Annotated in this window: 24 protein-coding genes and 3 pseudogenes; 8 read left to right on the forward strand and 19 right to left on the reverse strand. The window is 32.9% G+C overall.

Going from position 1 to position 26,505, the window contains the following annotated elements; translation table 11 throughout:
• The first annotated feature begins 1 nt into the window (after position 1).
• Positions 2–679 (forward strand): glycoside hydrolase family 97 C-terminal domain-containing protein, encoded by a 678-nt coding sequence (locus P5P87_RS00245; RefSeq protein WP_278021095.1) that lies wholly within the window; start codon positions 2–4, stop codon positions 677–679.
• Positions 680–1,017: 338 nt separating this feature from the next.
• On the opposite strand, the gene P5P87_RS00250 is transcribed toward P5P87_RS00245, so the two are convergent.
• Entirely contained in the window at positions 1,018–1,932 is a 915-nt protein-coding gene (locus P5P87_RS00250; RefSeq protein ID WP_278021096.1) for a hypothetical protein, read from the reverse strand.
• Positions 1,933–2,108: 176 nt separating this feature from the next.
• On the opposite strand from P5P87_RS00250, the gene P5P87_RS00255 reads away from it, so the two are divergent.
• The 3 genes from P5P87_RS00255 (at position 2,109) to P5P87_RS00265 (ending at position 5,404) form a co-directional block, all read left to right on the forward strand.
• Positions 2,109–2,585, forward strand: coding sequence for a MarR family winged helix-turn-helix transcriptional regulator (locus P5P87_RS00255; protein ID WP_278021097.1), 477 nt, complete (start codon positions 2,109–2,111; stop codon positions 2,583–2,585).
• A gap of 59 nt (positions 2,586–2,644) precedes the next feature.
• Entirely contained in the window at positions 2,645–4,066 is a 1,422-nt protein-coding gene (locus P5P87_RS00260; RefSeq protein ID WP_278021098.1) for an MATE family efflux transporter, read from the forward strand.
• A 174-nt stretch (positions 4,067–4,240) separates the two neighbouring features.
• Positions 4,241–5,404 (forward strand): hypothetical protein, encoded by a 1,164-nt coding sequence (locus P5P87_RS00265; protein WP_278021099.1) that lies wholly within the window; start codon positions 4,241–4,243, stop codon positions 5,402–5,404.
• Between the two features lie 72 nt (positions 5,405–5,476).
• On the opposite strand, the gene P5P87_RS00270 is transcribed toward P5P87_RS00265, so the two are convergent.
• Positions 5,477–5,911, reverse strand: coding sequence for a DUF6526 family protein (locus tag P5P87_RS00270; RefSeq protein WP_278021100.1), 435 nt, complete (start codon positions 5,909–5,911; stop codon positions 5,477–5,479).
• 299 nt (positions 5,912–6,210) lie between these two features.
• Positions 6,211–6,696, reverse strand: coding sequence for a DNA-deoxyinosine glycosylase (locus P5P87_RS00275; RefSeq protein WP_278021101.1), 486 nt, complete (start codon positions 6,694–6,696; stop codon positions 6,211–6,213).
• Positions 6,697–6,864: 168 nt separating this feature from the next.
• Here P5P87_RS00275 and P5P87_RS00280 point away from each other — a divergent pair, with 168 nt between their 5' ends.
• The 3 genes and pseudogenes from P5P87_RS00280 (at position 6,865) to P5P87_RS00290 (ending at position 9,496) form a co-directional block, all read left to right on the forward strand.
• Positions 6,865–7,890: a helix-turn-helix domain-containing protein gene (locus P5P87_RS00280; protein ID WP_278021102.1), complete on the forward strand. Its 1,026-nt coding sequence runs from the start codon at positions 6,865–6,867 to the stop codon at positions 7,888–7,890.
• 322 nt (positions 7,891–8,212) lie between these two features.
• Positions 8,213–9,166, forward strand: a pseudogene (locus tag P5P87_RS00285) (bifunctional helix-turn-helix transcriptional regulator/GNAT family N-acetyltransferase).
• Positions 9,167–9,172: 6 nt separating this feature from the next.
• Entirely contained in the window at positions 9,173–9,496 is a 324-nt protein-coding gene (locus P5P87_RS00290; protein WP_278021103.1) for a cupin domain-containing protein, read from the forward strand.
• Between the two features lie 81 nt (positions 9,497–9,577).
• Here P5P87_RS00290 and P5P87_RS00295 read toward each other — a convergent pair whose 3' ends face one another.
• The 10 genes and pseudogenes from P5P87_RS00295 to P5P87_RS00340 all read right to left on the reverse strand — a co-directional run bounded on the left by P5P87_RS00295 (position 9,578) and on the right by P5P87_RS00340 (position 22,217).
• Entirely contained in the window at positions 9,578–10,777 is a 1,200-nt protein-coding gene (locus tag P5P87_RS00295) for an NAD(P)/FAD-dependent oxidoreductase (protein WP_198857929.1), read from the reverse strand.
• A complete protein-coding gene (locus P5P87_RS00300; protein ID WP_278021104.1) occupies positions 10,774–11,289 on the reverse strand; it encodes a low affinity iron permease family protein in 516 nt (171 codons plus the stop codon). The genes P5P87_RS00295 and P5P87_RS00300 overlap by 4 nt, the downstream gene beginning before the upstream one ends.
• A gap of 2 nt (positions 11,290–11,291) precedes the next feature.
• Entirely contained in the window at positions 11,292–14,114 is a 2,823-nt protein-coding gene (locus P5P87_RS00305; RefSeq protein WP_278021105.1) for an AsmA family protein, read from the reverse strand.
• 203 nt (positions 14,115–14,317) lie between these two features.
• Positions 14,318–15,145, reverse strand: a complete 828-nt coding sequence (locus tag P5P87_RS00310) for an MlaD family protein (RefSeq protein WP_278021106.1) — start codon at positions 15,143–15,145, stop codon at positions 14,318–14,320.
• 21 nt (positions 15,146–15,166) lie between these two features.
• Positions 15,167–15,942 (reverse strand): annotated as a pseudogene (locus P5P87_RS00315) (ABC transporter ATP-binding protein).
• 4 nt (positions 15,943–15,946) lie between these two features.
• On the reverse strand, positions 15,947–16,705 hold the full coding sequence (locus P5P87_RS00320; protein WP_278021107.1) for an MlaE family ABC transporter permease: 759 nt from the start codon (positions 16,703–16,705) through the stop codon (positions 15,947–15,949).
• Between the two features lie 249 nt (positions 16,706–16,954).
• Entirely contained in the window at positions 16,955–18,199 is a 1,245-nt protein-coding gene (gene fabF / locus P5P87_RS00325; protein WP_278021108.1) for a beta-ketoacyl-ACP synthase II, read from the reverse strand.
• A 2-nt stretch (positions 18,200–18,201) separates the two neighbouring features.
• Positions 18,202–18,756 (reverse strand): TetR/AcrR family transcriptional regulator, encoded by a 555-nt coding sequence (locus tag P5P87_RS00330; protein ID WP_278021109.1) that lies wholly within the window; start codon positions 18,754–18,756, stop codon positions 18,202–18,204.
• Between the two features lie 151 nt (positions 18,757–18,907).
• Positions 18,908–21,178: a glycosyltransferase gene (locus P5P87_RS00335; RefSeq protein ID WP_278021110.1), complete on the reverse strand. Its 2,271-nt coding sequence runs from the start codon at positions 21,176–21,178 to the stop codon at positions 18,908–18,910.
• Entirely contained in the window at positions 21,159–22,217 is a 1,059-nt protein-coding gene (locus tag P5P87_RS00340) for a glycoside hydrolase family 130 protein (RefSeq protein WP_278021111.1), read from the reverse strand. Before P5P87_RS00340 ends, P5P87_RS00335 begins: the two co-directional genes overlap by 20 nt.
• Before the next feature lie 270 nt (positions 22,218–22,487).
• Here P5P87_RS00340 and P5P87_RS00345 point away from each other — a divergent pair.
• Positions 22,488–22,648: pseudogene (locus tag P5P87_RS00345) on the forward strand (DUF1328 domain-containing protein).
• A 69-nt stretch (positions 22,649–22,717) separates the two neighbouring features.
• Here the strand turns inward: P5P87_RS00345 and P5P87_RS00350 are convergent.
• The 6 genes from P5P87_RS00350 to P5P87_RS00375 all read right to left on the reverse strand — a co-directional run bounded on the left by P5P87_RS00350 (position 22,718) and on the right by P5P87_RS00375 (position 26,228).
• Complete coding sequence (locus P5P87_RS00350) at positions 22,718–23,185, reverse strand: DUF1440 domain-containing protein (RefSeq protein WP_278021112.1); 468 nt, start codon at positions 23,183–23,185, stop codon at positions 22,718–22,720.
• 27 nt (positions 23,186–23,212) lie between these two features.
• Positions 23,213–23,722, reverse strand: a complete 510-nt coding sequence (locus P5P87_RS00355) for a DinB family protein (RefSeq protein ID WP_278021113.1) — start codon at positions 23,720–23,722, stop codon at positions 23,213–23,215.
• Between the two features lie 181 nt (positions 23,723–23,903).
• Positions 23,904–24,113: a hypothetical protein gene (locus tag P5P87_RS00360; RefSeq protein WP_198857938.1), complete on the reverse strand. Its 210-nt coding sequence runs from the start codon at positions 24,111–24,113 to the stop codon at positions 23,904–23,906.
• A gap of 13 nt (positions 24,114–24,126) precedes the next feature.
• On the reverse strand, positions 24,127–24,507 hold the full coding sequence (locus P5P87_RS00365; protein ID WP_198857939.1) for a DoxX family protein: 381 nt from the start codon (positions 24,505–24,507) through the stop codon (positions 24,127–24,129).
• A gap of 300 nt (positions 24,508–24,807) precedes the next feature.
• Entirely contained in the window at positions 24,808–25,548 is a 741-nt protein-coding gene (locus tag P5P87_RS00370) for a GNAT family N-acetyltransferase (protein ID WP_278021114.1), read from the reverse strand.
• 74 nt (positions 25,549–25,622) lie between these two features.
• Complete coding sequence (locus P5P87_RS00375) at positions 25,623–26,228, reverse strand: Crp/Fnr family transcriptional regulator (RefSeq protein ID WP_278021115.1); 606 nt, start codon at positions 26,226–26,228, stop codon at positions 25,623–25,625.
• Positions 26,229–26,505: the final 277 nt, after the last annotated feature.

Consider the following 26,505-nt stretch of genomic DNA (forward strand, 5'->3'; position numbering starts at 1 on the left):
CATGATTGACAACCATGAACCAATGAAAGGAACGGGTTTACAGCGTACATATCCAAACTTTATGTCTCAAGAAGGCGGACGTGGACAAGAATATAATGCATGGTCGGTAGACGGAGGAAATACACCAGAGCATTTAACAACTTTGCCATTTACAAGAATGCTTTCTGGACCATTTGATTACACGCCTGGGAACTTCAATTTTGATTACAAAACTCCATCTGGAGCAAAAGTGCAGACTACTTTGGCAAATCAATTGGCATTGTACGTGATTATTTTCAGTCCGTTGCAAATGGCTTCAGATTTACCTGAAAATTACGAAGGCAAACCAGAATTTCAATTCGTAAAAGATGTGCCATGTACTTGGTCTGATACTAAAGTATTAGATTCTAAAATTGGAGAATACACTACAATTGCTCGTAAAGATTGGGATGAGAAGAATTGGTATTTAGGTTCAATCACAAATAGAAATGCAAGAGACTTAAAAGTAGCTTTGTCATTTTTAGATAAAGACAAAGAATACGAAGCAGAAATCTATGCAGACGGACCTGGAGCAAATTATAAAACCAATCCGTATCCAGTTACAATCTCTAAACAAAAAGTAAACAGTAAAACTGTTTTAAATATCAAATTGGCAGCTGGCGGAGGAACAGCAGTAAAATTCTCTCCAATCGAAAAATAGTTTTTTTTAAGCTTCTGAGAATCTAAGTTTATAAAGTTTTATTTTGAGTTAAGTAAGTTTAAGTTTGGTAATAAACCCGATAGCTTTAGAGTTATCGGGTTTATTTTTTTGTTTCAGGTTTTAGGTTTGAGAGACTTTGATTATAATTTTACCGCAAAGCGCACAAAGTTTTTTCGCAAAGTCCGCAAAGGTTTTTTATTGAGGTTTTGTAAAAACATATAGTTCGCAAAGCTTTGTATAAAAACTTTGCGAACTTTGCGTAATCCTTAGCGCTCTTTGCGGTTAAAAAAAACTTAGAACCTTAGCAACTTAGAATCTTAGCCTCTTAGAGAGAACCTTTATCTTGTAACTTTAACATGTTTTCCAAAAGTATACACCGCTGTTATAGTAGGTCCGTTATATCCCCATTTTAAGAAACCGTTTAAACGTTCTTGAACCGTATCTATTCTAAAATTTAAACCGGTATAGCCCGCAGTAAGACTAAAGTTATTTACTACATTATATAAAACCGATAAATTATAGCTTATGATTCGGCCATCGGTGTCATTAATTTTTACAGCAAGATAATTTACGTTGGCATATAAACCCCAGCGTTTTCCGAGAACAAATTCTCCCCATATTCCAACATCTGGAAGCGGAGCAGTAAAATTAAAGCTATCACGATATTCTACACTTTGCGTATTAGCATTTAATTTTAGGCCTAAATCTGTAAAAAGGACATGCGCACCAATTAACAGTCCCGCTTGATATTTTGGTTTGGATAAAATAGCATAACCATAAGCAATTCTAGCAATCTGTACATTAAAAGTACCACGAACACTTCCGTTAATTGGATAAGTATGATCTCCGAAATTAATATCTCTTTGCAACGTTTTTGTTGCAGTTCTGTCTAGCACAAAATATTCAAAACCTAATCGGGATCTTTTGGAGATACGCCAATCAAATGTTCCTAAAAATGATACGGTCGACTTAGAAAATCCTAAATCATTTTCAAGATCAATTTCGGTTCCTATATTTCCGTTATTGCCTTCAACCTGAACTTGGGTATTATTTACAGGAAAAAATCCACCCGCAGAAACTTTAAATTTTCTATTGTGCCACGGCAAATCTTCTAAAGATGTATCTTGGAAATCATCTTTTTCAGTTTTTACAATTGTTGTTAAGTCTTCGTCTTTGCTGGTTTCCGCAACTGTTTGAGCGTTTAGCGGAATCCAAAGGAGCATCATTACCAAAAAAATAAATAATTGTTTCATTAGAGTAGTTTTTTAAGTTTTTATTAGGTAATATTTAACAATTAAAGTTAGTAAAAATAATCGTTCATTTTTGTTTTTAAGATCGAATTATTTTCACGAATTACTTGGTTGTCAGTAAAATAAGAATTTGTTTAGAAAAATAGTTGACATGTCACTCTTTTTTGTAATTTTGTCCCATGGAAATTAAACATACCGATAAAGAGAATTTTTCAAATTTTTGGAAAGAAGAAATATCAGATAGTTTCTTCTTTCAGATTCACCGTATTAAAAGAGCAATTTTTAGACGAACTAATGCGTTAATGACAGAAGCGGGAATCACCTTGCAGCTGGAGCAATTGCCACTACTGATGATTTTGCATCATAAAAGCCTTTCGCAGAGAGAATTGTCAGACAAAACAATGCGTGATAAATCGTCTATTTTGAGAAGTATTTCAGCCTTAGAGAAAAAGAACTTAGTTGAGGTGGTAAAAGACAAAATAGATAAACGTAAAAATATCGTGAGTCTTACTGATGAAGGGATTTCACTAGCAAAAAGTATCCGATTGCTGATGAAAAGAGCAGAAGAAGAGGTAATGTCTGTTTTTTCGCCAAAAGAAAGAATAGAAGCATTGAATGCCGTAAGGTCTTATGCAGATAAGTTAGAAACGCTCTAATTTTTTTAAACTTTAAAAGTTGATATATCAACTGATTTTTAAATAATTATTTTGAATAAATGAAAAAAAATGAATTGTTAGAGGGGCCAATCCTTTCTTCATTATTAAAATTAGCAATTCCGATTATGATTGCTAATTTGCTACAAGCCGCGTATCAGTTAGTTGATGCTTTTTGGGTAGGACGCTTAGGTGGCGATGCTGTTGCAGCGGTTTCGATAAGCACACCCGTAATATTTTTAACCATTGCTTTAGGGACAGGATTGGCGATTGCAGGTTCTATTTTAATTGCACAATATTTTGGAGCAGGAAACCAGAAAATGGTTAATCACGTGGCGGCACAGACTTTGTCAATGGTAATTATCGTTTCTATTTTCTTATCGATTGTAGGATATATTCTCAGTCCATATTTCTTATATCTGTTAAAGGTAGAGCCTACAGTTTATGTTGATGCATTAGGATTTATGCGTGTAGCATTTGTAGGTTTAGTTTTTAGTTTCGGATTTATGATTTTTCAATCGATTATGCGTGGAGTTGGACGTGTAACGTTGCCCGTTTATATTGTTTTAGGAACGGTTATTTTGAATTTTGCATTAGACCCGCTGTTTATTTACGGATGGAAATTTATTCCAGCTTTAGGCGTTAAAGGTGCTGCTTTGGCTACTTTATTTACACAGCTTTTGGCTATTATAATTGGATTTGCAATCTTGTTTAGAGGGAAACACGGAATTCATCTTCGCATTTCAGATTTTAAACCTGATTATAAACACATAAAAAGAGCTTTTGAAATTGGTTTTCCTTCTTCAATTGAACAATCTATGCGTGCGTTGGGAATGATGGCTATTACATTTTTAATTGTTCGTTTTGGAACTTTAACGGTTGCATCGTATGGTGCGGGCTCCAACTTAATTCAGCTGATTTTAATTCCTGCTTTAGGTTTATCTATGGCGATTGCTACTCTTGTTGGACAAAATATTGGTGCTGGAAATGTTGATCGTGTTGCCGAAATTTCAAAACTAGGAGCTTATCTAGGTTTTGGACTATTGACTGGTCTCGGAATCATAGCGTATATATTTGCACCATATTTAATCGCTTTTTTTGTACCAAATGACCAAGCAGTTATTAAAGGAGGAACAGAGTTGCTAAGAATTACTTGTCTCTCTTGGGGATTTTTAGGGTTGCAACTGTGCCTAACAGGAGTTTTTCGCGCTGTAGGAAACACAAAATTGCCAATGATTCTAACTTTGGTTTCGCAATGGGTAATTCAATTTCCATTGGCTTATATTTTATCTCACAATACTTCTTTAGGCAAAATCGGAATTTGGTGGGCCTTTCCAACAGCTTCTGTTTTAACCGCTCTTATTACGTTAATTATTTATGCAAAAGGAGATTGGAAGAAAGAAAGACTTACTGGTAAAACCAATAAATTGATTGATAAGGTTGAAAGCGAAATTGTTAAAGAAGGATTTGATATTTCTAAATAAAGTTCCTGACATGTTAAGACACTAAGGTTCTAAGATTTTTTGAAGACGCATATTAATGCGTCTTTTTTTTTAAATTTTTCTTACATTTTTTTGATATTGAAAAAACAAAAAATCAGTATCTTTCAAACTTTGTAAATAAAAACTTAGCATCTTAGTAACTTAGCAACTCTAAAAATGGCCAAAAATCTAAAGCGTTATTTCGTAAAATCTGTTATTATATTAGCCTTAATTCACTTAGCTTACTTTTTATATGGTTATTTTACTTTTGAAGGCATAAAGAAAATCGACATCTACACCGAATTTTATCGATTTAAATTTTACGATGACGTTTCAATTTCGCACTTCTTTGTAAGTGGTTTGTTTTTACTTGTATTCTTGATATTTTTAATTCGAAACCATTCTAGAGAAAATTACAAAGGAGGAGACTTGCTTAAAGTTGGCATTTGTCTACTATTTGTTTCATTTCTGACCTTTTCATTTTTCGTTAGCTATAGTTTCGGAATGAATGCTAAATTGAAATCGGAATTGTCTGAAAATGATTTTAATAAAGACAAAAAACTTTTGAATGTATTAAATCCATTCTTATATAAATACACTTCGTATACTTCTGAAAAATTATTCAATTACGAGAATATATTATATCCAAAACCTTATCCTGTAATAAAAGAAGTAGATACTATCGAGCCTGGCGAATATCCTATTACAGAAGACAATTATTATAGCATTGATACCATAAAAGTTTTAACAAGCACTTTTGATAAAACAACAAGTAAAGCAGATAGTATTTTTGAAATTATGGGTTTTGATAAAGAACAACTGCACAAAAGAGTGATTTCAAAAAGGATTATAGGAGATAGCACAGCCATTATTTTTAAAAGTGTTCCTGTACATCCAGAACACGACGAGGATATTTGTATTTTCCTAGAAAACCAGTCTTTGTTTAATCCAGTTTATGGAGATTCTATTGACAAACAGCAATATCAAGCCGCTGTAGATCGATATAAATTATTATATAATACAAAGAAAGATTCGTTAACATATACTTTTCAGAAATTGGATACACTTCTGAAGAAATACAATATAGAAACAAATTTGATTCCGAAATTGCTGACTCAAGATGCATATCATTACAGAGATAACCACGGCGAACCTTTAAATAGAATTCGAAATGATTTTGATAGAAAAGCTTTAGCAGAAAAATTTACAACTTTAGATAAATTATTTTACCAACCAAATTACTTGCATCCTAATATTGTTGCAATCTACTTTGCTGTAATTGTGATAGTTTGGATCTTTTTGTTTTTGTTTTACATTCTTTTCAATAAGAAAAAGGTCTAGTAAAAATAACAATGGCAAAATCAACTTAAGTTTTAAATTGATTTTGCCATTGTCATTGCAATTAGATTTTTACTAAACTCTATGATAATCTGCTTTCCAGTGTACGATTGCTTTTTTGATTGCATTTCCAGTTAAGTTATTTTTTAAAACGTCTTCAACAAGTGGAACTAATTCGTTGTCTGGCGCAAAACGCAACGCAAATATTTGATCATCTGTAAGCTTGTATTCAAATTCTTCAAATCTTTTCCCTGTAAGGGTAAAGTAGCGGTAACGCATTTCTAAACGTACAATTCTGTTTTGAAGCGTTAGCGCATAATGCTGTCGCAGCATGTAGGCTACTGCAAAAAGGAATACAAAAGCTACGCTTATAAAACCCCATATTAAATGATCTTCTGTTGTAATAGCCAAATAAACGCTAGCAACTAAAAATAAAATTAAAACAGGATAATATATAAAATGGTGCGGAGTATAAAATCGTATATGATTGTAATATGTCTGGATTTTCATGTTTTTATGTTTAAATGGCGACCTATAAAAACAAAGCTACTCTATATTTCTATAGAGTAGCTTTTTCCCAAAAATAAACTAACATAACCAATGTTCTCTTTATAGACTAAACTTTTTACAGTTTGCTTTGTAAATTTTAATAAGAAGAAAGCCTTTCCATTTCGTTTTTCAAATCTTCAATATGGCTTATTTTTCTTTGATGTAAAATTAGATCGAGAGCGTTTAAATTTTGTTATACTTTAAAAGGAAAAAGTTACATGATTTCAATATTCGTATTTAAATTGTATAAAAAAGAATCTTTATAATAAGGTTTTAATGACGCTCCATTCCTTTAATTTATCTTGAAAAGTCTTGCCGGCATTGGCGGGACTTGTTGATGGAAGTGTAAACGTTTTATATTCCTTTGTCAAGTGAACATATTTTTTAAAAAATGCTTGCGCCTTTTGTCCGTTAAAAAGAATACTGTCTATTTTAGAGTGAGTTGCTAAAAAATGTTCGAAATCATTTGCGATTTCGTTTTTTATGGCACTGTCCAAGCTTCCAATACGATCGCAAAATTGTAAGACATCCCATAATGCGATATCATTTTTAATTAATAAGCTTTTTCGTATTTCGTAATCATTAGAAAATTCTTCTCCCAAAATCTGAAACATTAATTTCCAAAAGTTATTCTGATTATGACCATAATATTGATTGAGTTCCAAAGATTTTGTTCCAGGCATAGTGCCTAAAATCAGAATTTTAGAATTTGGAGAACTAATAGGAGCAAAGGAAAAACTTTTCATGTTTTAATAAATAATGGCTTATGTTAAAATAAACATTTATAAGGAATTATAAAACAAAACTGAAAAATTATATAACATTTTTGGCCTGTCTTTAAGCGAACTTTGATTCTCAGATTTTTAGCAAATAATCTGTTTAAGGAATTATAGAATTTTAAAATCCGGCGAACCATGAAAATTGTTACTATAAATACAGAAAAAACTCAAAATATATTTGATGAACTTCAGACTAGTTTTGGCGGAAAGGTGACTTTTGATTTAGACGAATATGCACTTAAAGTAGAAAACGACTTTGCAGAAGGTTCTATTATTGGAGCTTCCTTTAATGATAATATCTCATACGTTCAGTTTGATATGACATTTTCTGGAGATGTCAGACTAGATTTTCTAAATGTAAAATCGTCACCTATTTATTTTGCATATTGTTCTAAAGGTAATCTTTCGCATAGTTTTGGGTTAAATGGAGAAGAGCGAAAATTGAAAACCTTTCAGACTGCAATAGTAACATCAAAAGAAAATCAAGATAATGTATTATTTTTTGAGAAAGGAAAAAAAACAAAACTCACCTTAATTATTGTCGGAACTGAGATTGATGATGCCAATAAAGCCCATTCTTTAAGTCAGCAAGTAAAAGATACTTTTTTTGAGAATAATCAAGTAACAGATTTCTTTTATATAGGATCGTATAATTTGCAGATTGCAGAAAAAATAGAACAGCTTAATTCTATTACACAAAAAGGAATTGTTAGAAATTTGTTGAAAGAAGGAATAATGAGAATTATTCTTGCAATGGAAATACAACAGCACTCTGATGATTTGTATGCTTTTGCAAATGAATCAAACGGATTGACTTTGCGAGAAATGGAAGAAATAAAAGAGCTTTCAGAATTCATAAAAACAAGTCCAGAAGAAGCCTTTTCAATCAAATCTTTGAGTAAAAAATCTGGATTATCGCCAAACAAACTTCAAGAAGGTTTTAAAATGATTCACAATCGTACTGTCAACGATTATATTACACACATGCGTGTTCTTAAAGCCGAAATCCTAATCAGAACATCCGATCTAAATATTTCAGAAATAGTGTATTGCATTGGTTTCACCAGCAGAAGTTATTTCTCTAAAATATTTAAACAAAAATTTAACTGCAGCCCAAAAGAGTATAAGTTTAATTTGAATTCTTTGGCTATTACGGCCTAGCGGCTGGAGTTGCTAAGATTCTGAGGTTCTAAGTTTTTTTGAGAGAACTTGATGGTTTATCATAAAAAAACTGTCGCTAGCTCAAAAGCATAATTATATTTTAAGTCGCTAAGATTCTAAGGTTTTTGGAAAAGCTCAGAATCTTAGCAACTTAGTATCTCAAAAAAAGTACTGTCGCTAGCTCTAAAGCACATTATATACACAATAAGGTTCTAAGATTCTATAGTTTTCAAAAAAAACTTAGAATCTTAGAACCTTAGTTTCTTAGTATCTAAAAAATTCATACATTTGTATAACTAGTTATATAATTAATTATTTGTTTATGGAATTTTTTGATAAAGTTGGAAAAGCGGCGTTAGGAAGCCGTTTACGTTTAATGACTGCTATTGTTACCGATGATGTTGCCAAAATATATGAATTGTATGGAGTTGATTTTGTGCCGAAGTGGTTTCCTGTATTTTATACATTGGCAGAAGAACGTGAAATAACCATTACTGAAATTGCCAATGAAATTGGTCATTCTCAGCCTTCTGTCAGCAAAATCATTCAGGAAATGATTGGTGCAGGATTAATTCAAGAAAGCGCAAAAACAGATGATAAACGTAAGAATAATGTAGCACTTACTGAAAAAGGAATTTTAATTTCGAAGAAAATCAAGCAAGCAGCTAGAAGATATTGATGTTGCAATTGAAGGGATAATTACTGAAAGCAAGCATAATTTGTGGGCAGCATTGGAAGAATGGGAGTTTTTACTAGAGCAAAAATCTTTAATAAAAAGAGTTAGCGAACAAAAGAAAAAAGAGAAAGCAAAGATGTAAAAATTGTAGAATATAAACCAGAATATCAGCAAGCTTTTAGAGAATTGAATGTAGAGTGGATCTCGAAATATTTTGAAATGGAAGAAGCCGATTATAAAGCGTTGGATAATCCTGAAGATTATATCTTGAAAAAAGGAGGAAAAATTCTTGTGGCTTTATATGAAAATGAACCTGTAGGAGTTTGTGCTTTGATTAAAATGAACAATTCCGAATATGATTTTGAAATGGCAAAAATGGCCGTTTCTCCAAAAGCACAAGGAAAAAGTATTGGTTGGCTTTTAGGAAAAGCAATTGCCGAAAAAGCAAAAGAACTAGGAGCAAAAAAAATATATTTAGAGAGTAATACAATCTTAAAACCTGCAATAAACCTATATTATAAATTAGGCTTCGAAAAAGTTTTCGGTCTTGAAACTCCGTACAAAAGATGTAATATTCAGATGGAATTAATAATTAAATAAAGAACAATGAAAAATGTTGTAAAAAAAGAAAATGCTGTTTCAAGACAATTTTTAGGAGTTGATTTTGTAGTACTTTCAATAGGGAAAGATTCTATGGTGACAAAAATGTTATATAAATCAACTGATTCCGTGCCATTCCATAAACATTCAAATGAACAAAGTGGTTATGTTATTTCAGGAGCCTACAAACTAAGATTTGAAGGAAAAGAATTTTTATTAAATGTGGGAGATACTTATTCAATTCCTGCAAATATTGAACATTCTATAGAAATTATAGAACCAGGAGAAGTTGTAGATGTATTTACACCTATAAGACAAGATTATTTGTAATTAAGTTGCTAAGGTTCTAAGATACTAAGACTCTAAGAAAAAAACTTAGAACCTTAGTATCTCAGTATCTTAGAATCTTTTCTATCTTCCAAATCGATAATAATCTAAATCTGTATTTTTTTTGTTATTGAGAGAATCCAGGATTGAATTCATTCCGATTACACTGAAAGTAATTCCGTTTCCTCCGAAGCCTAGAATATAATGTTCATTTTTTCTCGGATTAGGTTTTCCAAAGTAAGGAAGACCATCTTTGGTTTCTCCAAAAGTGCCTGCCCAAGAATAGTCAATTTTAAAATCTAAATCTGGAAACCTTTTAAAAAATTGCTTTAAAAGATACGCTTCTTTTTTAGGAAGCAATTTATCTCGTTTTGTTGTATCCTTAAAATCCTCATCGCCGCCGCCCATTATGATACGATTATCTTCTGTAGTTCGAATGTAATGATATGGAGAAGCGGTATCCCAAAAAATAGTGTTTTTAAAATGCTCTGGAAGATCAGACTGACTTTCAGAAGTGATAACATAAGTACTTTTTAAATCGACTACTTTTTCTTTTAAAGTTTCTGTGCTTTCATAACCGGTGCAATGTATGATGTGATCGGCAGTAATAGTATGTTTGGAATCTGTAGTGGCAAGAATTCTGCCTTTTTGATGCTGAATGGAAGCAATGTTAGTTCGGTCAAAAATTTGCATTCCCTTTTCATGGCAATGAAATAAAAGATCGGTTGCCAGTTTAAAAGGATCCATAACAGCGGCTGTTTTAGATTCTACCCCAGCAATTGCATTCAATCCCATTTTTTGCAATTCAGATCTGCTCAACCAGCTTATTTCAAAACCATGCTGTTTTCTGGCTTTGAATTCATTTTTTAAATAGGGAACATCTTTTTTTAAAGTAGTGAAATAAACACTTTTTTTAAACTCGAAACCACAATCGCAACCAACAGTATCAATTATGTTTCGAAGATCAAAAATGGCTTTTTTTCCGTTTTGATAACTATCTATAGCACATCTAGCACCACGAAGTTTTATTAGTTGATGCAACGGAACATCAATTTCGTACTGTAATAAGGCCGTACTGCCTGAAGTGCTTCCACCGCAGACATCGCGACGGTCTACAAGAACAATTTTTTTTCCTTCATTTAATAATTTATATGCTGTTAAAGCTCCTGTTATGCCACCACCGATGATTAAAATGTCGGTATGGATATCAGAATCTATTGAAGGGTAACTTTGTTTTATGGCATTTTTTAAAGGCCAATAGGTTTCAGTAGAGCTCAGTTTCATTTTTTGGTTATTTTTTTAGTGGTGCTTTTGGCAGGTTTTTTAGTATTATTTGGTTTATTATTTTTTTCTTTTTTACGGCTATGAACTTCTTCTGCTTCCGCAATAGAGTGAGATGTTCTTATAGTGATGTCTTTTTTTGCCAATTTGCTAAGGTGATGGTAATATTTCTGAATAATGATCATTTCTTCTTCAGTCATGTTTTCTATATCAACAAGACTATTGCTCGATAAATCGTTGGATGCCACTAATTCGTTTAGTTTTAATTGAATAGCAAGCGAATCTTTATTTTGCGCTTTTTGAATTAAGAAAACCATCAAAAAAGTAATGATTGTTGTACCTGTATTAATAACCAATTGCCAAGTTTCGGAATAATCGAAAATTGGTCCCGAAGCAGCCCATGCGATAACAAGAAAAAGAGCTCCAATAAAGGCTGGTGTGCTTCCGGCAGCTTTTGAAACTTTAGAAGCAAACTTTTCGAAAGCGCCGCTTTTATGTTGAGATATAGAATTCATTATTATTTTGTTTTGGGTTTGCTGACTTTTTCTTTTCGAATTACTTTATTGTTTTTTTCATCATAAACGGCAGGATTAATTTCCTGCCCAGTTTTACTGAATATTTTAATTTTGGGAGCTTCATGCGTTCCAGTAATTACAATTGGAAAACCTATGATTCCGAAAAGCGGAAGTCCTAAGCGCATTCTAAGATCCAAAAGTCCGTCAAAGCTTGTAGTTCCTTTAATGGTTGGCCTAAAGCTGGCTACATTAAAAGTAAATGGCTCAATTTTTATAAGGTTTTTGTCGATAGTCGATTTAATTTCAATTCCTTTCATATCGGGATTGTCCAAACCGCTTTGTCCTGTTTTAGAGCTAATTCCGTCAAAAAGTTTGAGACCTTTAATTTTTACATCACGCAAATTTATTGTTCCTCCGCCTTGCATCGATTCATAAATTGGTCCCATATTTCCGTTCAAATCTCCTTTTACACTGTAGTCAACAGAAACTATTCCGTGCGCTTTTTCAGCAGCAGTAACCATGTCATGAAACATCGGAATTTCTTTGTATGCTCTTTGAACATCAAAATCTTTTGCTGTAAAATGAGCATCAAAATGTGCCGAAGTTGGAGATTCGTCTTTGTATAATGCATTAATTCCTAAAACACAATCGATGATATTAAAGGTAATGTTTTCTAAGTAAAATCCTTCTTTTTTTATCCCTATTTTTCCGTTTAATTTGTTAAAAACCAATTTGTTATACTCTATTTTGTCTGCGCTGGCATCTAAATTTACATTTAGGTTTTTTGGAATAATGACAACACCGCTCATTTTTGGGTGATCTTCTTTGGCATATTCTACTTCTAGGTTTCGATCCTTGTTTTCGCCGTCTTCAAGCGCCATAAATTCATCAACATTAATTAGTTTTGATTTTAGGTTGAAGTTTCCGCTCAAAGTCCCTTTCGATTCTAAAAAGTAATTGATCGTATTTAAGAGATAACCATTAATATCAAAATCTGATTTTCCGTACGAAGCATTAAATTTCTCAAACCACATTTTCTCATTCTGAAAACGGAAATGTCCTTCTTTGATAAAGAAAGCTTTAGGAAACAATTCAGATGTTGCTTTTATATTTTTTAGCAATAAAGTCCCTTTGTTATCGAGTTTATCATATTGGCCAGTTGTGGCATAACTTTGTTTTCCTTTTAATGAAAGATCAGCTTTGGCGTAACCAGTCAAATCAAGACCTTTTTGAGAGAATACCTGATAGATTCTGCCCACATTCAGTTCGCCTTTAATTTTGGCATTATAAGCTAAATCGCTAAAATCAGACAATGTAGCATTTACATAAACAGGGTTTCCTTCAAAAACAAAAGAAGCAGGCGCTACGGCAACAATCAAATCCTGATAAGTTCCCGCTTTATTTAGCATATTGGCTATAAAAGTAATATTGGTAATAGGATTTGGATAATATTTCGTTTTCAGCCATCCGTTTCTTAAAGAAATACCGCCAATCGTTTTAGGAAATAATTTTTTTGAAGTGCTAAAAACTCCTCGAGCCTGAATATCGGTTTTTAAAATTCCTTTTAAATCAATATTTTCCAATCCTAATGCGGCGTCAACAACAGCAAGATCCAATGCACCTTTTATACTTGCATTAATCGACATTTCGCTTAAACCTTTACTGTGCAGATAAGCATTAAAATAATCTTTTTCGCCTACTTTAAATTTCAAGGTTCTCAAATTAACGAGCAATTGTTCGGTGTCCAAAGACGGAAGCATCGCATTCAAATCCATTTGAAAATCGGTTAAAGGAACCGGCGCATTTTTATAATTTACCGAACCTTCATTAATTTTTAAATTGAAAGCTAAGTTTGGTTTTTGTTTTTTCGAGACATTATAATCTCCTTTGAAAGTAAGCAGTAAATCGCTTCTTCCTGAAATTTCTGTTTTTTCTAACCAAGTCAAATATTCAGGAGGCATTACAGAAAGTAAATCTTTTACAGTGGTATTTTCTGAAGCTGCCTTGATATTGATTTTATAGCCATCTCTTAAAATGCTAAATATTCCCGTAAATTTTAAGGGCAATTTATTAATGTGAAGTTCGTTTTTCTGCAGAATAAAAGTAAGCGCATGCGTATTGATTCGGGTAATTAAATCGGCACTCACTTTTTTTCGTCTTAAATAACCAGTTCGGTCATAATAGAAATCAAGATTATCGATTTTAGCATCGGTTGCAAGATCAAAAATATCATCGCTCAAATTTCCTTTTCCAATATAATTAAAGCCTTTTGCATCGACCAGAATCTTTGCGGAACGATCATTATATTTTACATGACAGTTTTGTAAATCAATGCGTTCTAATCGAATTGCTGTTCCTTCTTCTGGAGCATTTGGATCTTCTTTCTCATTTTTTCTATCTTCTGGAGCAACATAAATATTATAATTAGCCTGACCTTTTTCGTTAACCATTACATTGATTAAAGCATCAGAAACATAAAGTTTATTGATTTTAACTTCATTATCAAAAAGCAGTCTTTTAATATCAATTCCAAAAGCAACTTGATCTGCTTTTAATAAAGTATCATTGCTGAATGGCTTAGATCCCGTTAAAGACAAATCGTCTAACGAAACGGTCAATGAAGGAAAATGTGTAAAAAACGAAAGTTTAGATTTAGTAAATTCCAATTTGGTATCCAGACGTTCATTGGCAATTTTCTTCACTTCCGAAGCAATTTTTCCAGGAAATAGCAACGGAATAATAAACAGCAAAAACAAAATTACCGCAATCGTAATTCCAGTAATTTTTAAAACTTTTAAGGCGGTATGTTTGAATGAACTAGGCATATACTTTTTTTAATTGTGAATTGTGAATTGTGAGTTGTGAGTTGTGAATTGTGATATGCTGGATTTTTAATTTGTCCTCCTGAGCGGAGTCGAAGGATCGCATGCTTAATCTATTCTGTGTGTTCTAAAGGGCGTGTCCTTCGATTTCGCTCAAATGACATAAAGTGAGAATTGGAATTTGGAATTTTAGATTTAACACATATTTACTTTTTCTCAGTTTCAGCTTTTTTAGCTTCTTCCTGTTTTTGCTGTTCCTCTTTCTTTTGTTCGTCTTGCTTCTCTTTTTTTGCCTCTTTCTTCTCTTCCTTTTCTTTTTTAGCTTCTTCTTGTTTCTCTTTTCTTTCTTCTTGCTTTTCCTTTTTCTCCTTTTCTTTTTTCTTGAAGTAGCCTCTAAATAGGAAATTGCTTTTTGCGGCTTCCATATTTTCGCTGAAACCTTTTGTTCCTGTTTCTAGATTAGAAAGTGTGTTGGAAACGCTGTTTGCCATTTTATCATCTTTAACCAGTCTTGCCAAAGCTCCGTTTCCGTTGTTCATGCTGTGGCTGAAAATGGCTATTTCGTCTGAAATCACGCCAATATTGTCTACGCTTTTCTTTACGCTTTTCATGATGTCCTGCATTTCAATTCCGTCAATAGAAGCGATCTGTCCGTTGTCTTCAATCATTTTTTGAGATTTGTTGCCAGGAGAAATAGTTAGCACTTTGTCGCCCATTAAACCATCAGAACCGATACTGGCTGTGGCATCTGTTTTAATAAATTTTCGAACCTCTTCTTTCATTACCAAAACTACCCTAACAATAGAGTCATTTTTTAACTGAATTTGCTCTACTGTGCCAACATTAATTCCAGAAAAACGAACATTGTTTCCGACTTCTAAACCGCTCACCGTTTTAAATTGAGAGCTAATGTGAAAAGTAGAGCCAAAAAGATTCTGCTGTTTTCCTATGAAATATACAGCCATTATAAAAAGCAGTAAACCTATCGTTACAAACATTCCTAGCTTCCAAGTATATCCAGATTCCTTTTTCATGATTTCTATTATTTATTTTGCTTATTCAAAAAATGAGCGTACCCATTCGTCTTCGTCTTTTTCTAATTCTTCGTATGTTCCTTCGGCATGAATAACTCCGTCTTTTAAAACTACAATTCGATCGGCAGTCATTTTTGCGCAGGCCATATCGTGAGTGATAATGATCGAAGAGGTTTTTTGTTTGTGTTTAATGTCCAATATCAATTCGCTAATTTCTCGAGAGGTTATGGTGTCTAGTCCAGTTGTAGGTTCGTCGTATAAAATGATTTCTGGTTTTAAGATTAAAGTTCTTGCCAGACCAATTCTTTTTTCATTCCGCCCGAAAGCTCAGAAGGCATTTTGTCAACTGCTTCGGCAAGACCTACATTTTCTAATGCTTCCATTACTTCGTTTTCAACTTCATCACTGCTTAGATCGCGTTTGTGTTTAGTCAATGTAAAAGCGAGATTTTCTCTAACGGACATCGAATCGTAAAGTGCTCCGCTTTGGAACAAAAATCCGATTCGGACTCTAATTTCATTCAGCTCGCTTTTTGAGATATTAAGAACGTTTTCATTAAAAACTTTGATTTCGCCTTTGTCTGGTTCAATTAATCCAACAATGCATTTTATCGTGACGGATTTCCCAGAGCCTGAACGTCCTAAAACCACCAAATCTTCACCTTTATTCAAAGTGAGATTTACGCCTTTTAAAACGGCATTATCTTTTCCAAAAGTTTTGTGCAGATCTTTAATCTCAATAATCGGAGTCAGATCTTTTTCTTTCGTTTTAGGTTCTTTATGTAATTTTTCCTTCATCATTTTAAAAGAATAAATCGGTTATTTGAACAGCAACCATATCAATTATAAAAATGCTTAATGATGCTGTAACTACTGCAGAATTTGTTGCTCGTCCTACACTTTCTGTTCCGTTAGAAGCATTAAAACCTTTAAAACAGCCAATAATTCCAATAATAAATCCAAAGAAGAAAGTCTTTATTGTTGCTGGAAAGAGATCTAGAAATTCTAAGGATTGAATGATCTGAGTTAGAAAACGGTAAAAATTGACATCTCCGTGAATGTTTATTCCAACATATCCGCCAATGATTCCAATCGCATCAGCAAAAAATACTAGGATAGGAACCATCAGAGTACAGGCTAAAACTCTAGTTACCACTAAATAGTTATATGGATTTACAGCTGAAACTTCCATAGCATCAATTTGTTCAGTTACTTTCATAGATCCTAATTCGGCACCAATTCCTGACGAAATTTTTCCTGCACAAATCAATGCTGTAATTACAGGAGCAATTTCTCTAATCAGCGAAAGCGCCACCATTCCCGGAAGCCAAGATTCTGCTCCAAATTTTACCAAAGTCGGACGAGATTGAAGCGTAAGCACCAAGCCCATAATAAAACCGGTGATAGCAACCAATGGCAGAGATTTGTATCCTATAACATAACATTGTTTTAGGAACTCTCGAGTTTCATAAGGCGGAATAAAAACCTCCTTAAAAAACCTTTTGGCGAATATTGTGGTTTCTCCAATTTCGGCGAATGTATTTTTAATAGCAAGGATCAAAATGTTCTGTTTTTAAGGTGAATGATGTGAATTGAAAATCAATTATTTAACATTTTTTTCAAATCATTAAATTATATAGGAAAGTTAGCTCAATACTTGTTAAAATATATTACACAACTTTTTAGCGACCTTATATAATTTTCATAAACTCACAATAATTAAAACAGTTTGACGTTACTGACCGCAAACAAAAAATCCCTTTCCAATAGAAAGGGATTTTTATAATCGTCAAGTATTAGACTATGACATTTATTCGGTAAACTTCTTAAATATTGAACTTGCTACATGTCCGCCAAAACCAAATGTATTGCTCATAGCGTAGTTAACTATTCTCGATTGTGCTTTTCCGAGAGTGAGATTAAATTTATCTGCAAAATTCTGTTCAACATTTTGAGTGTTTATGGTTGGCGGTACAATATTTTCTTGAACAGCTTTTATACAGACAATCGCTTCTATAGCTCCTGCACCGCCAAGTAAATGTCCTGTCATTGACTTTGTTGCGCTTATATTTGCATTCGGATTTATTCCAAATACTTTCTCTACAGCTTTAAGCTCGCTTAAATCGCCAGTTGGAGTAGAAGTAGCATGAGCATTAATGTAGTCAATTTTATCTGGAGTGATTCCAGCTTCTTCAAGAGCAAGTTCCATTCCTAAAACAGCTCCTTCTCCTTCAGGATGAGTTCCTGTTAAATGATAGGCATCTGCAGCTAATCCGCCTCCAACAATTTCGGCTAGAATTACTGCATTTCGTTTTATAGCATGTTCATAGCTTTCCAGAATAACAACACCAGCTCCTTCGCCTAAAACAAATCCGTCTCTTGTTGAATCAAAAGGACGTGAAGCCTTTGTACAATCATCATTTAATGTCGATAATGCTTTTGATGCATTAAAACCGCCAATTGAAGATTCTGAAACTGAAGCCTCAGAACCACCGCTGATAATCATATCTGCTTTGCCCCAGCGAATGTAATTGAATGCATCTATAATGGAAGTATTACTCGCAGAACAAGCAGCAGCTGTGGTATAGTTGACTCCTCGAAGTCCATATTTAATAGAAATAACTCCAGAAGCTATGTTGACAATTCTTTTTGGTATGAAAAACGGACTAAATCTTGGCGTGCCATTTCCTTTGATATATTCTCCGATTTGTTCTTCAAAAGTAGAAATACCGCCATCGCCGCATCCCCATATTACACCAATTCGATTTTTATTTAAGGTGTCAAAATCAATATTAGCATTTTTTACAGCTTCGTCTGCTGCATGTAAAGCGTATTGAGTAAAAAGATCGTATTTTCTAATTTCATTTTTTTCAAATAAATGCTGCGAATCAAAGTTTTTAACTTCGCAGGCAAATTTGGTTTTAAAATGTGTGGTGTCAAATCTTGTTATTGGAGCGGCACCGCTGATTCCGTTAATTAATGAATTCCAATATTCCTCAACGCTATTTCCAATAGGAGTTACTGCTCCTAATCCTGTTATTACAACTCTTTTCATTGTTATTTAGGTCTTAATTCTGTTAATATTGTTTCTTTTACCAACTCAAAATCGTCATCGTTTGTAAGTCTTGAAAGTTGGACTATTGCTACCATATTCGTAATTATCATTAATGCTTTTGTTCGTGCCGAAGTTTGAAAATCAAATATTTTCTGTTCTTTTCCTTCCGTTAGCACTTCAGTCAGCCAGTCAATTACCAATTTGGCAAATATCTTTAGTTCTTCTTTTATTGATTGGTCTAGTGTATTTAAGTCTGTTGCCAGTGAGCCAACAATGCATACTTTATTGTCATGCTTAATTTTTGTATGTATAGCAAGAAAGGATTCAAGTTGTATCAATGGTGATTCGTTAGCAACCTTTTCCTTTAAAGTTTCATATCGGGCAATATGTTCTTTAATAGTTGCTACCCCAAGATCTGATTTTGTAGGGAAATGATAGTGAATAGAAGCGGTCTTTATGCCTATATCATTTGAAATATCTTTAAAACTAAACGCATTATAGCCCTTGTCTCGAATAAGTTGATCTGCTTTATCAATAATATTTTCTTTTGTTGTCATAGCAGTAATTTTTTTGACAAAGATACTACCTATTAGTAGGTAGGCAAATTTATTTTGTTATTTTTTTTATAAACAAAAAATCCCTTTCATTAAGAAAGGGATTTTCAGGGTTTAAAAAAGTGAAGTATTTGGTTAGCTTCAATATCTTTTCTTATAAATTTATGGCGATACCGCTTCGAGATTTTAGTAACGGAATAACGCGTGATTGTGACATGGCTAGTTTTTCCATTAATAATCTTGCAGTCAGATAACAAACAGTAGATTCTGCACCTTGATTTAAGTTTACATTGTGTTTCTCAAGTCCGTCGTAACCGCCGCCGCTTACAGGATTATACATAATTTGGTTCAAATGATTTTTACCTAAGAACCAATTAAATGCGACTTTCATTTTCTTTTTATATTCTGGAGTTTTAAAGGCATTATAAAAAGCATTTAAACTCTGAATGGTGTATGTAACATCAATTGGCTGTTCTCCATATTCATGTGGCTCAGAACCTTTATGATGCCAGCTTTGGTTCGAAATGGCTTTGAAAGTTCCTTCTTTGAAAGTTTTAGAAATTAGGAAATCTAAAGAATCTAATGCTACTTTTTTGTAAACCGGTTTATTGGTAATTAAATAAGCGTAAAGCATAGATTCTGGCAGAATGCTGTTTCCGTAAGTCAGATAATTTTCAAACCATTGCCAGTCTTCTGTTGCGGTATCTTCGTAGTTGGCCAGCAATTTTGCATTTAGTTTATTGATAATCGCGGCAACGTACAAATTCGGAATGGTTGAATGGTATAAATACAAACCTTTTGTCGCAAAACCAATTGAACGTGGCGACTGAATATTTTCTGCCCATTTTAAAGAATTCAATAAACATCTTGTAGCTTTTTTGGTAATTGCTTCAGGCAGAATGTCTGACATTGAAACGACAGTTCCTAAAGCCCAAATAGCTCTGGCATTTGAATCTTCTAAATTTACTTCGGCATTTTGCTCAATATGCTCGCGGTTTTCCTGATCGACATAATTGATAAAATCTCCTTTTGGTTTTTGGCAACGTTGAATAAAATCTAAATAGATTAAAATATATGCTAGATCATCTTTGTCCTGAGTCAGTTTATAATGCATGCAAAACGCAATTAAAGCTCTTGCATTATCATCTAAAGTATATCCTGAATCTAGATCTGGAATAGAAATTTTACTGAACTGAATAATTCCTAATTCGGTAGTTAGTTTTTTGATATGTTTTAACTGGATAGGAGGATAGCTGTATTTAATTTCGGATGGATTTTTAATCAGTTTTTGATAAGTATTCATTTGAGTAATTCCAACATTTTCCCATGAAGAAGCTCTCATTTTTGTAAATGAACTAATACCCATTTCATGTCTTAAATTTTCATCTTCGATTAATTTAATGGCTGCTTCCGCAAATTGATCAGAATTTCCAATATCACACAAAATTCCAGAATCTGAAGTTAATACTTCTCTTGTATGCGGAATTTTAGAAGCCACAATTGGACACGCACAACTCATAGCATAAGCAAAAGTGCCGCTCACTGCCTGATTGGGATCTTTTGAGGTAAACATATAAATATCTGTCGCTTTTAAATATTCTAAAAGTTCATCGGTATCTAAATATTGATTGATAAATCGAACATTGTCCTGCAGGTTTAATTCTTTAACGATACCTTCTAATTTGTCACGATAAGCATCAACACCATCTTTGATTAAGTTTGGATGCGTTTTGCCAATGATTAGATATAAAGCATTTGGCGCCTTTTCGATAATTTTTGGTAAAGCCTGTAAGCCTGTTTCTATATTTTTACCTTCGCCCAAAAGTCCGAAAGTAGAAAGCACTAATCGATCTTCAATGTTTAATTTTTCTTTTGCCTGTTTTGGAGTTTCATATATTACAATGTGGGTTCCATGAGGTACGCAAGTAATTATTTCTTCATTGATGTCGTAGTCGTTGATTAGAATTTCTTTTGATTTATTGGTCATTACAAAAACCGAATTGCTGTAGCTTAACAGCAGTCTCACAAAGGTTCTCAATTCGTCATTCGGATTTGGAATTACGCTGTGAAAAGTAAAAGTGACAGGGGCTTTAATAACATTTAAAAAATCTAAAAGATGATCTCCATAATTTCCTGAAAACAAACCAAATTCATGCTGAATATGAACTAATTTCACAGTTTCATCGTTATTGATTTCTTCTGCTACTTTAGCATATTCTGCTCTATTTTTTGTGTTTAAGGTAAAAGCTTGCGTTGGTTCTTCAATAGGCTCTGTAACCAGTTCGCATATTTCGCATTTTATAGATTTACCATAAACATCTGTAATTCCTTTGATGGTATCTTGAGTATAAGTTGCTATGCCGCATTGCGTTGGCGGAAAAGTAGATAAAAAAACGATTTTTGATTTATTTGATATTGTCTTCATGAGGATTCTTTTTTAGCTCGGTTAATAACTCGCTCAGGTTCAAAGATGCCACCGCAATCTCATCATCGGCAGCGCCATAATAAATATATAGTTGGCCGTCAAAAATGGCAGTTCCTGTGGGGAAAACTACGTAATTGACATAACCATGTCTTTCATAATATTCGGATGGAGTAATAATGGGTTTTGGTAATCTTCCAATTACTTTTTTTGGATCTTCTAAATCCAGCAAAACTGCAGCTGCATGATAAACCAAACCTTTTACTCTTTTTTCGGCGACATGATAAATTAAAAGCCATCCGTCTGCCGTTTCGATCGGAGGAGCTCCTGGACCAATATGACTAGTTTCATGATCATATTTTGGTTCCATTACAATGTGATCTGGAAGATTCTTTAAATACTCTTTCCAAAAATCTTCTGTTAATTCTGATTTCTTTTCAAACGTAAGAATTTGAATAGATGGAAATAAGCGGTGTAGAGCAACAAATTTTCCATTTATCTTCTTCGGAAAAAGAACTACATTTTTATCCCAGACATACAAATGTTCTTTCATTGTTTCCGTTAACGGATAATTCCTCTCTGTATTAAACGCCAATATTCTTGCAATGCTGGGGTTTTGTAAATGCTTTCTAATAAGATTGGTAAATTCGTTTAGAATGAATCTTGGTGTAATAATTCCTTTCTTTTTAAATTTCACCAAATCCTTAGAAACAGCCAAAGCGCCACAGGCATTTAGACCATCATAAGTAACATAAGTCATATAATACAGATCATCTATTTTAGTAATTCTGGGATCTTCGACACCATGAATTTCATAAATATATTCTGGAAGAAAAATCGGATTTGAACGTCTTTCTACCAAAGTTGTCGGTCCTTCAAAACGACAGTAACCAATAGTAGAGAAGTTTCCTTTTTTGGCCGCTCTGTAAAACATGTGCACATTATTTCCGTCTTGATATATGGCAGGATTTAAAACGCCTAATTCCTCAAAAGTTCGATCTGTTTTTTGTAAAATGACGCCATGTTTTTTAGCTTCTTCCATTATGCGTATAAATTTTATTTAAAATTACTTTGAGTTAGAAGCGATGATTAATGCAATCCATTAAAAAATTAACTCAAAAGCATAAACATGGTAATTCTGTAAGGCTGGTAAATAATCGTGAAAGTGGCGTGTTGTCTAGCTTTGGTTTGGTTTTATTGGGATAATATTTAAGTGTATAGAGTTAACAGGATTTGTAGGAATAAAAGAACTTTGAAATAGACAAAAAAGGCTTATAAAACAGTCGTATTAAGAACTTAAAAAATCAATATTATGTTACGTTGGACAGTTATATTTATAATTCTTGCTATTATAGCTGGGATTTTTGGTTTTGGCGGAATTGCTGCGGAGCTGCAAGCATCGCAAAAATTTTATTCTTCATCTTTTTAGTCCTGTTTATTATTTCATTGATTACTGGCAGAAGAAAAGTTTAATTTTTAAGATTCAAAGGCTCAAAGTTTTTAACCTTTACAACTCTGAGCCTTTGTAACTTTGTACCTTATTTAATACCATTTTGCATAATATTTTCTTGTTATAAAAGCAATCGGAATTCCGACACAGCAAATTACAATGAGAATAGAAAGCAAAAGCGGAAAATCTAAATTCTTCTCTGGTAAAACCGGAAATACTATTGGAAGAACCAAGAGATTCATTACAACCCAAATAAAGAAACCATAAGAAATGCCAGATAATAAGGTATTTATTTTGAAAAAAGGGATGTATGGGAAAATCTTAAAATAAAACCAGGCAAAAATAAAAGCAATTAGAAAATGAAGTCCCAACCCAACGAGAGTCATTTCTGATCCTCCTGTATAAGCTTCTTTCTTAAAAATGCCACTTGCAATAGATTGTAAAATTTTTTCGGCTGTTGTTTTATGTAGTATTCCTGCATAAATCAAAATAGCGACAGTAATATCTAATGTGCCTGCAACTAAACCAGATGAAATAATGGTTCTAACTTTTGATCTCATAAAAGTAATTTTGAGTTAAATACTAATCTATTGTTTTTTAATATGCTCATAAATCGATTTTAACTGATGAGTGTGTCTCTTCGTATGCACAATTGCAAAATGAAGCCATTCATAAATCGTGAAAAAGTCAAATCCAGGCACTTTAGAATCTAAACAAGTCAATGTTAAATCGTAAGTTTCTGCTGCTTCAAATAAATCATTTTGTATTTTTTTGATGGAAGCCAGCAGTGTGCCTTTTTCATATTCAATATCAGGAGGCTTTATGTTTTCGGGCGATTGGTATTTGGTAGTGAAGTCTAAAAATATATTATCAAGAGTTTTTACGTTTTCATCGGGTTCTCTGGTTGTTTTTTCTGTTTTTCCTGCAAAAAGCATGGTCAAGCCAGAGCAGGCCAGAATAATGTGCTGAGTGGTTTGCCCAGCAGTCCAGCTCCCTTCAAACGGAACAATATTGATTTCTTCTTTTGAAAAGGAAGAAACTAAATCGTGCAATTTACTGTAGGTTTCAAGTATGGTATTTTGAATAGCGCTCTTCATTTTTTTTAATTTTAGAAATAGAAAATTCGACAGTTCGTGTTTACCGATTGGTTTGCTAAAAACCTCAGTGCATTATCTGTGAAATTAAATTTATAGAAATTAGGGGAAATGATACTCTTTCAAATATACAATAAAAAATATTAAAATATTGTAAATCAAGTATTTGATAAGTGTTAATTTTTTAAGGAAGTGCTTCGCAGAAGTAACCGTGCGAATTAACAATGTCTATAATTTTTGTATTAGAAAAGGTAGGTGCATGAATGCGCAGTATTTTGTCGCAATCTTCTAAATCGAAGTTGATCGAGCTGTTTGGATAATGTTCAAGAAGTTTCTCAATGATTATCGAGCATTGAGATTCTTCTTGAACATTTGTTTTAAAAACTTCAATCATAAAGTTTTGGTTTTTAGAGCGCTATGTTTTTATAACGGTGTATTCTATGATATGTTACATAAGATGCTATTAAAATTGCAAAAACGATTAGAGGAAAGAAACCTTGAAAACCTATTCCGTCAACAGCAAAGTGACTTATAGATGCAAAAATAAAGTCAAAAGCAAATCCTGCATAAGCCCATTCTTTTATGCGTCCTGGCACTTGCGGAATAATTAAAGCTAAAACTCCAAGAATTTTAAACACAACTAAAGCATTTCCAAAATATTCAGGATAACCTAAGTGTCTGATTCCTTCCTTAGCCATTTCTGATTGAGAAGTTAAAGCTGGCATCACGCCCTCAAATAAAAAAATAAGAATTGTAGTAGTCCAAAAAATAATTTTTGTTGTTTTCATTGGGTATTTGTTTAAAAGGTTATTAGTTAATGTATTACAAATCTAATAATGTTTTTCTTTTAAAGAAATACACATTTGCGACTATTTTAGGGGCATTTTGGACAGAATTAATTATGAGTTATGAGTTATGAGTTATGAATTATGAATTACTAACACTAAGTGCAGAAATACTTAATGGATTCAGCATGTGTCCTTCGACTTCGCTCAGGAAGACATAAATGAGAGTAAGGTAATCTGCGAAATCTTTGAGAAAAATTAAAAGAAAATAACCGTAAAGCAAGCAAATTGGAATTTTGATTTTTAAATATTGGGTTTTAAAAAGTAGTTCGTTATCAAAAACAAATCTTCGAAGCCTAATCTTGTATAAATGCCTTTTCCTAAAGGAGAAGCTTGTAAATGTGCATATTTAGTACCAGCGTCAATGGCTTCGTTGATGGCAAACTTCATTATTTCTTCGGCTAAACCTTTTTTGCGCATTTCTGGAATTACTCCAACACCATGAATTCCCATAACATTTCCTGTTTGAAAAAGAGTAAGCGTTCCTATTGGTCTCTCATCTACATGAACCAAATAGAATTGGACATTTTCATAATTATGAACCAGCGTTTCTTTACTAATTACATAACTAAAAGATAACGGATAAATATCTGACCATGTTTTAGCATCATTTTCATTTAAAACTCTCTTAAAAGTCAGATTCTTTTCAAGAGGAAATTTTTTTCCCAGTTTTAAAGCCATTGCCATTAGCTGAATTCGTATTTGAAATTGGTTTTTATCGAAAACTTCTTTTGAATTGCTTCCGAAAATATCCCAATACGGAATGATCAACCCTGGATTTTGGTCTATAATTTCAAGAATCTGTGGCAGATTTTCTTCTGTAATATCTTCTCTGAACCACAGTCGATTTGGCCAACCTGAGTTTTTTATCTGACTGAATTGAAACGGATCGTTTTTATGATAAGAAAGGAGAGGAGTAGCAACGGTTCTCCAAAGTGTTGTAAGATTGTCAATATTATCTTTTACAAGGTCTGTATTTTTCATTTTTTCGAATATCGAATTTAAATCTATAGCAAAGATAAAACTAGCTTTCTTGAAAAACCTTTACATATGTTGATTTAAATATCTTTTTCCAGACTTTTTCTGATTCGGCTTAACTGTGTTGGAGTAATTCCCAAATGCGAAGCAATATGCAATAAAGGAACACGATCAGCGATTGTTGGATGCGTCTCAAGAAGATTAAGATATCTTTCGGTTGCATTTTGCATTACTAGCGCCACTTCTCGTTGTTCTTTTTCGATAATCCAGTTTTTTTCCAAGTATGCAATGTAGAAGTTTTTAAGATCATCATTTTCGGTAATCAACTGAATGTATTTTTTGTAATTAAGTTGGATTAAAATACAGTCTTCTAAAGCTTCGATCGTAAAGTCTGAGGGAGTTTGCAGCATTGATGAAACTTTAGAGCATGCAAGCCTGTTTTCGAAAAAAAGGTTTTTGTTATAAAAATTTCCTTGCTCATCGGTAATAAAAGTTCGTAAAATTCCTTTAGCAATAAAATACATATTTTTGCAGATTTCCCCATTTTCTAGTAGGATTTCTCCTTTTTTGATTGTCTGAAAATCTGTCAAGCCTTCAATCAATTTCCATGACTGTTCAGAGATAGGAGCGTAACTTTCGAAATATAATTTTAGATTGTTGAGGTATGTTTCTTTGTTGAAAGTCATAGATTGGTTTGGTTTTGCCACAAAGGCGCTAAGGCACAAAGTTTTTTTTATTTTAAGGCACTAGATTTACTATTCAAAAATAAAGAAATAAGCGCAATTTTGTCATTTCGACGAAGGAGAAATCTTCGCGAGAAACTCTACAAAGATTGATTCTCGTTGCGGAGCTGCTTGTGGAGATTTCTCCTTCGTCGAAATGACAAAAATGAGAATAAATCTGCATAATCTGCGAGAGACTTAAAAATAGATCATTTCGAGCCTTAGCGACAAAAAATTTAAA

It is taken from the genome of Flavobacterium ginsengisoli, from assembly GCF_029625315.1.
Classification (GTDB): domain Bacteria; phylum Bacteroidota; class Bacteroidia; order Flavobacteriales; family Flavobacteriaceae; genus Flavobacterium; species Flavobacterium ginsengisoli.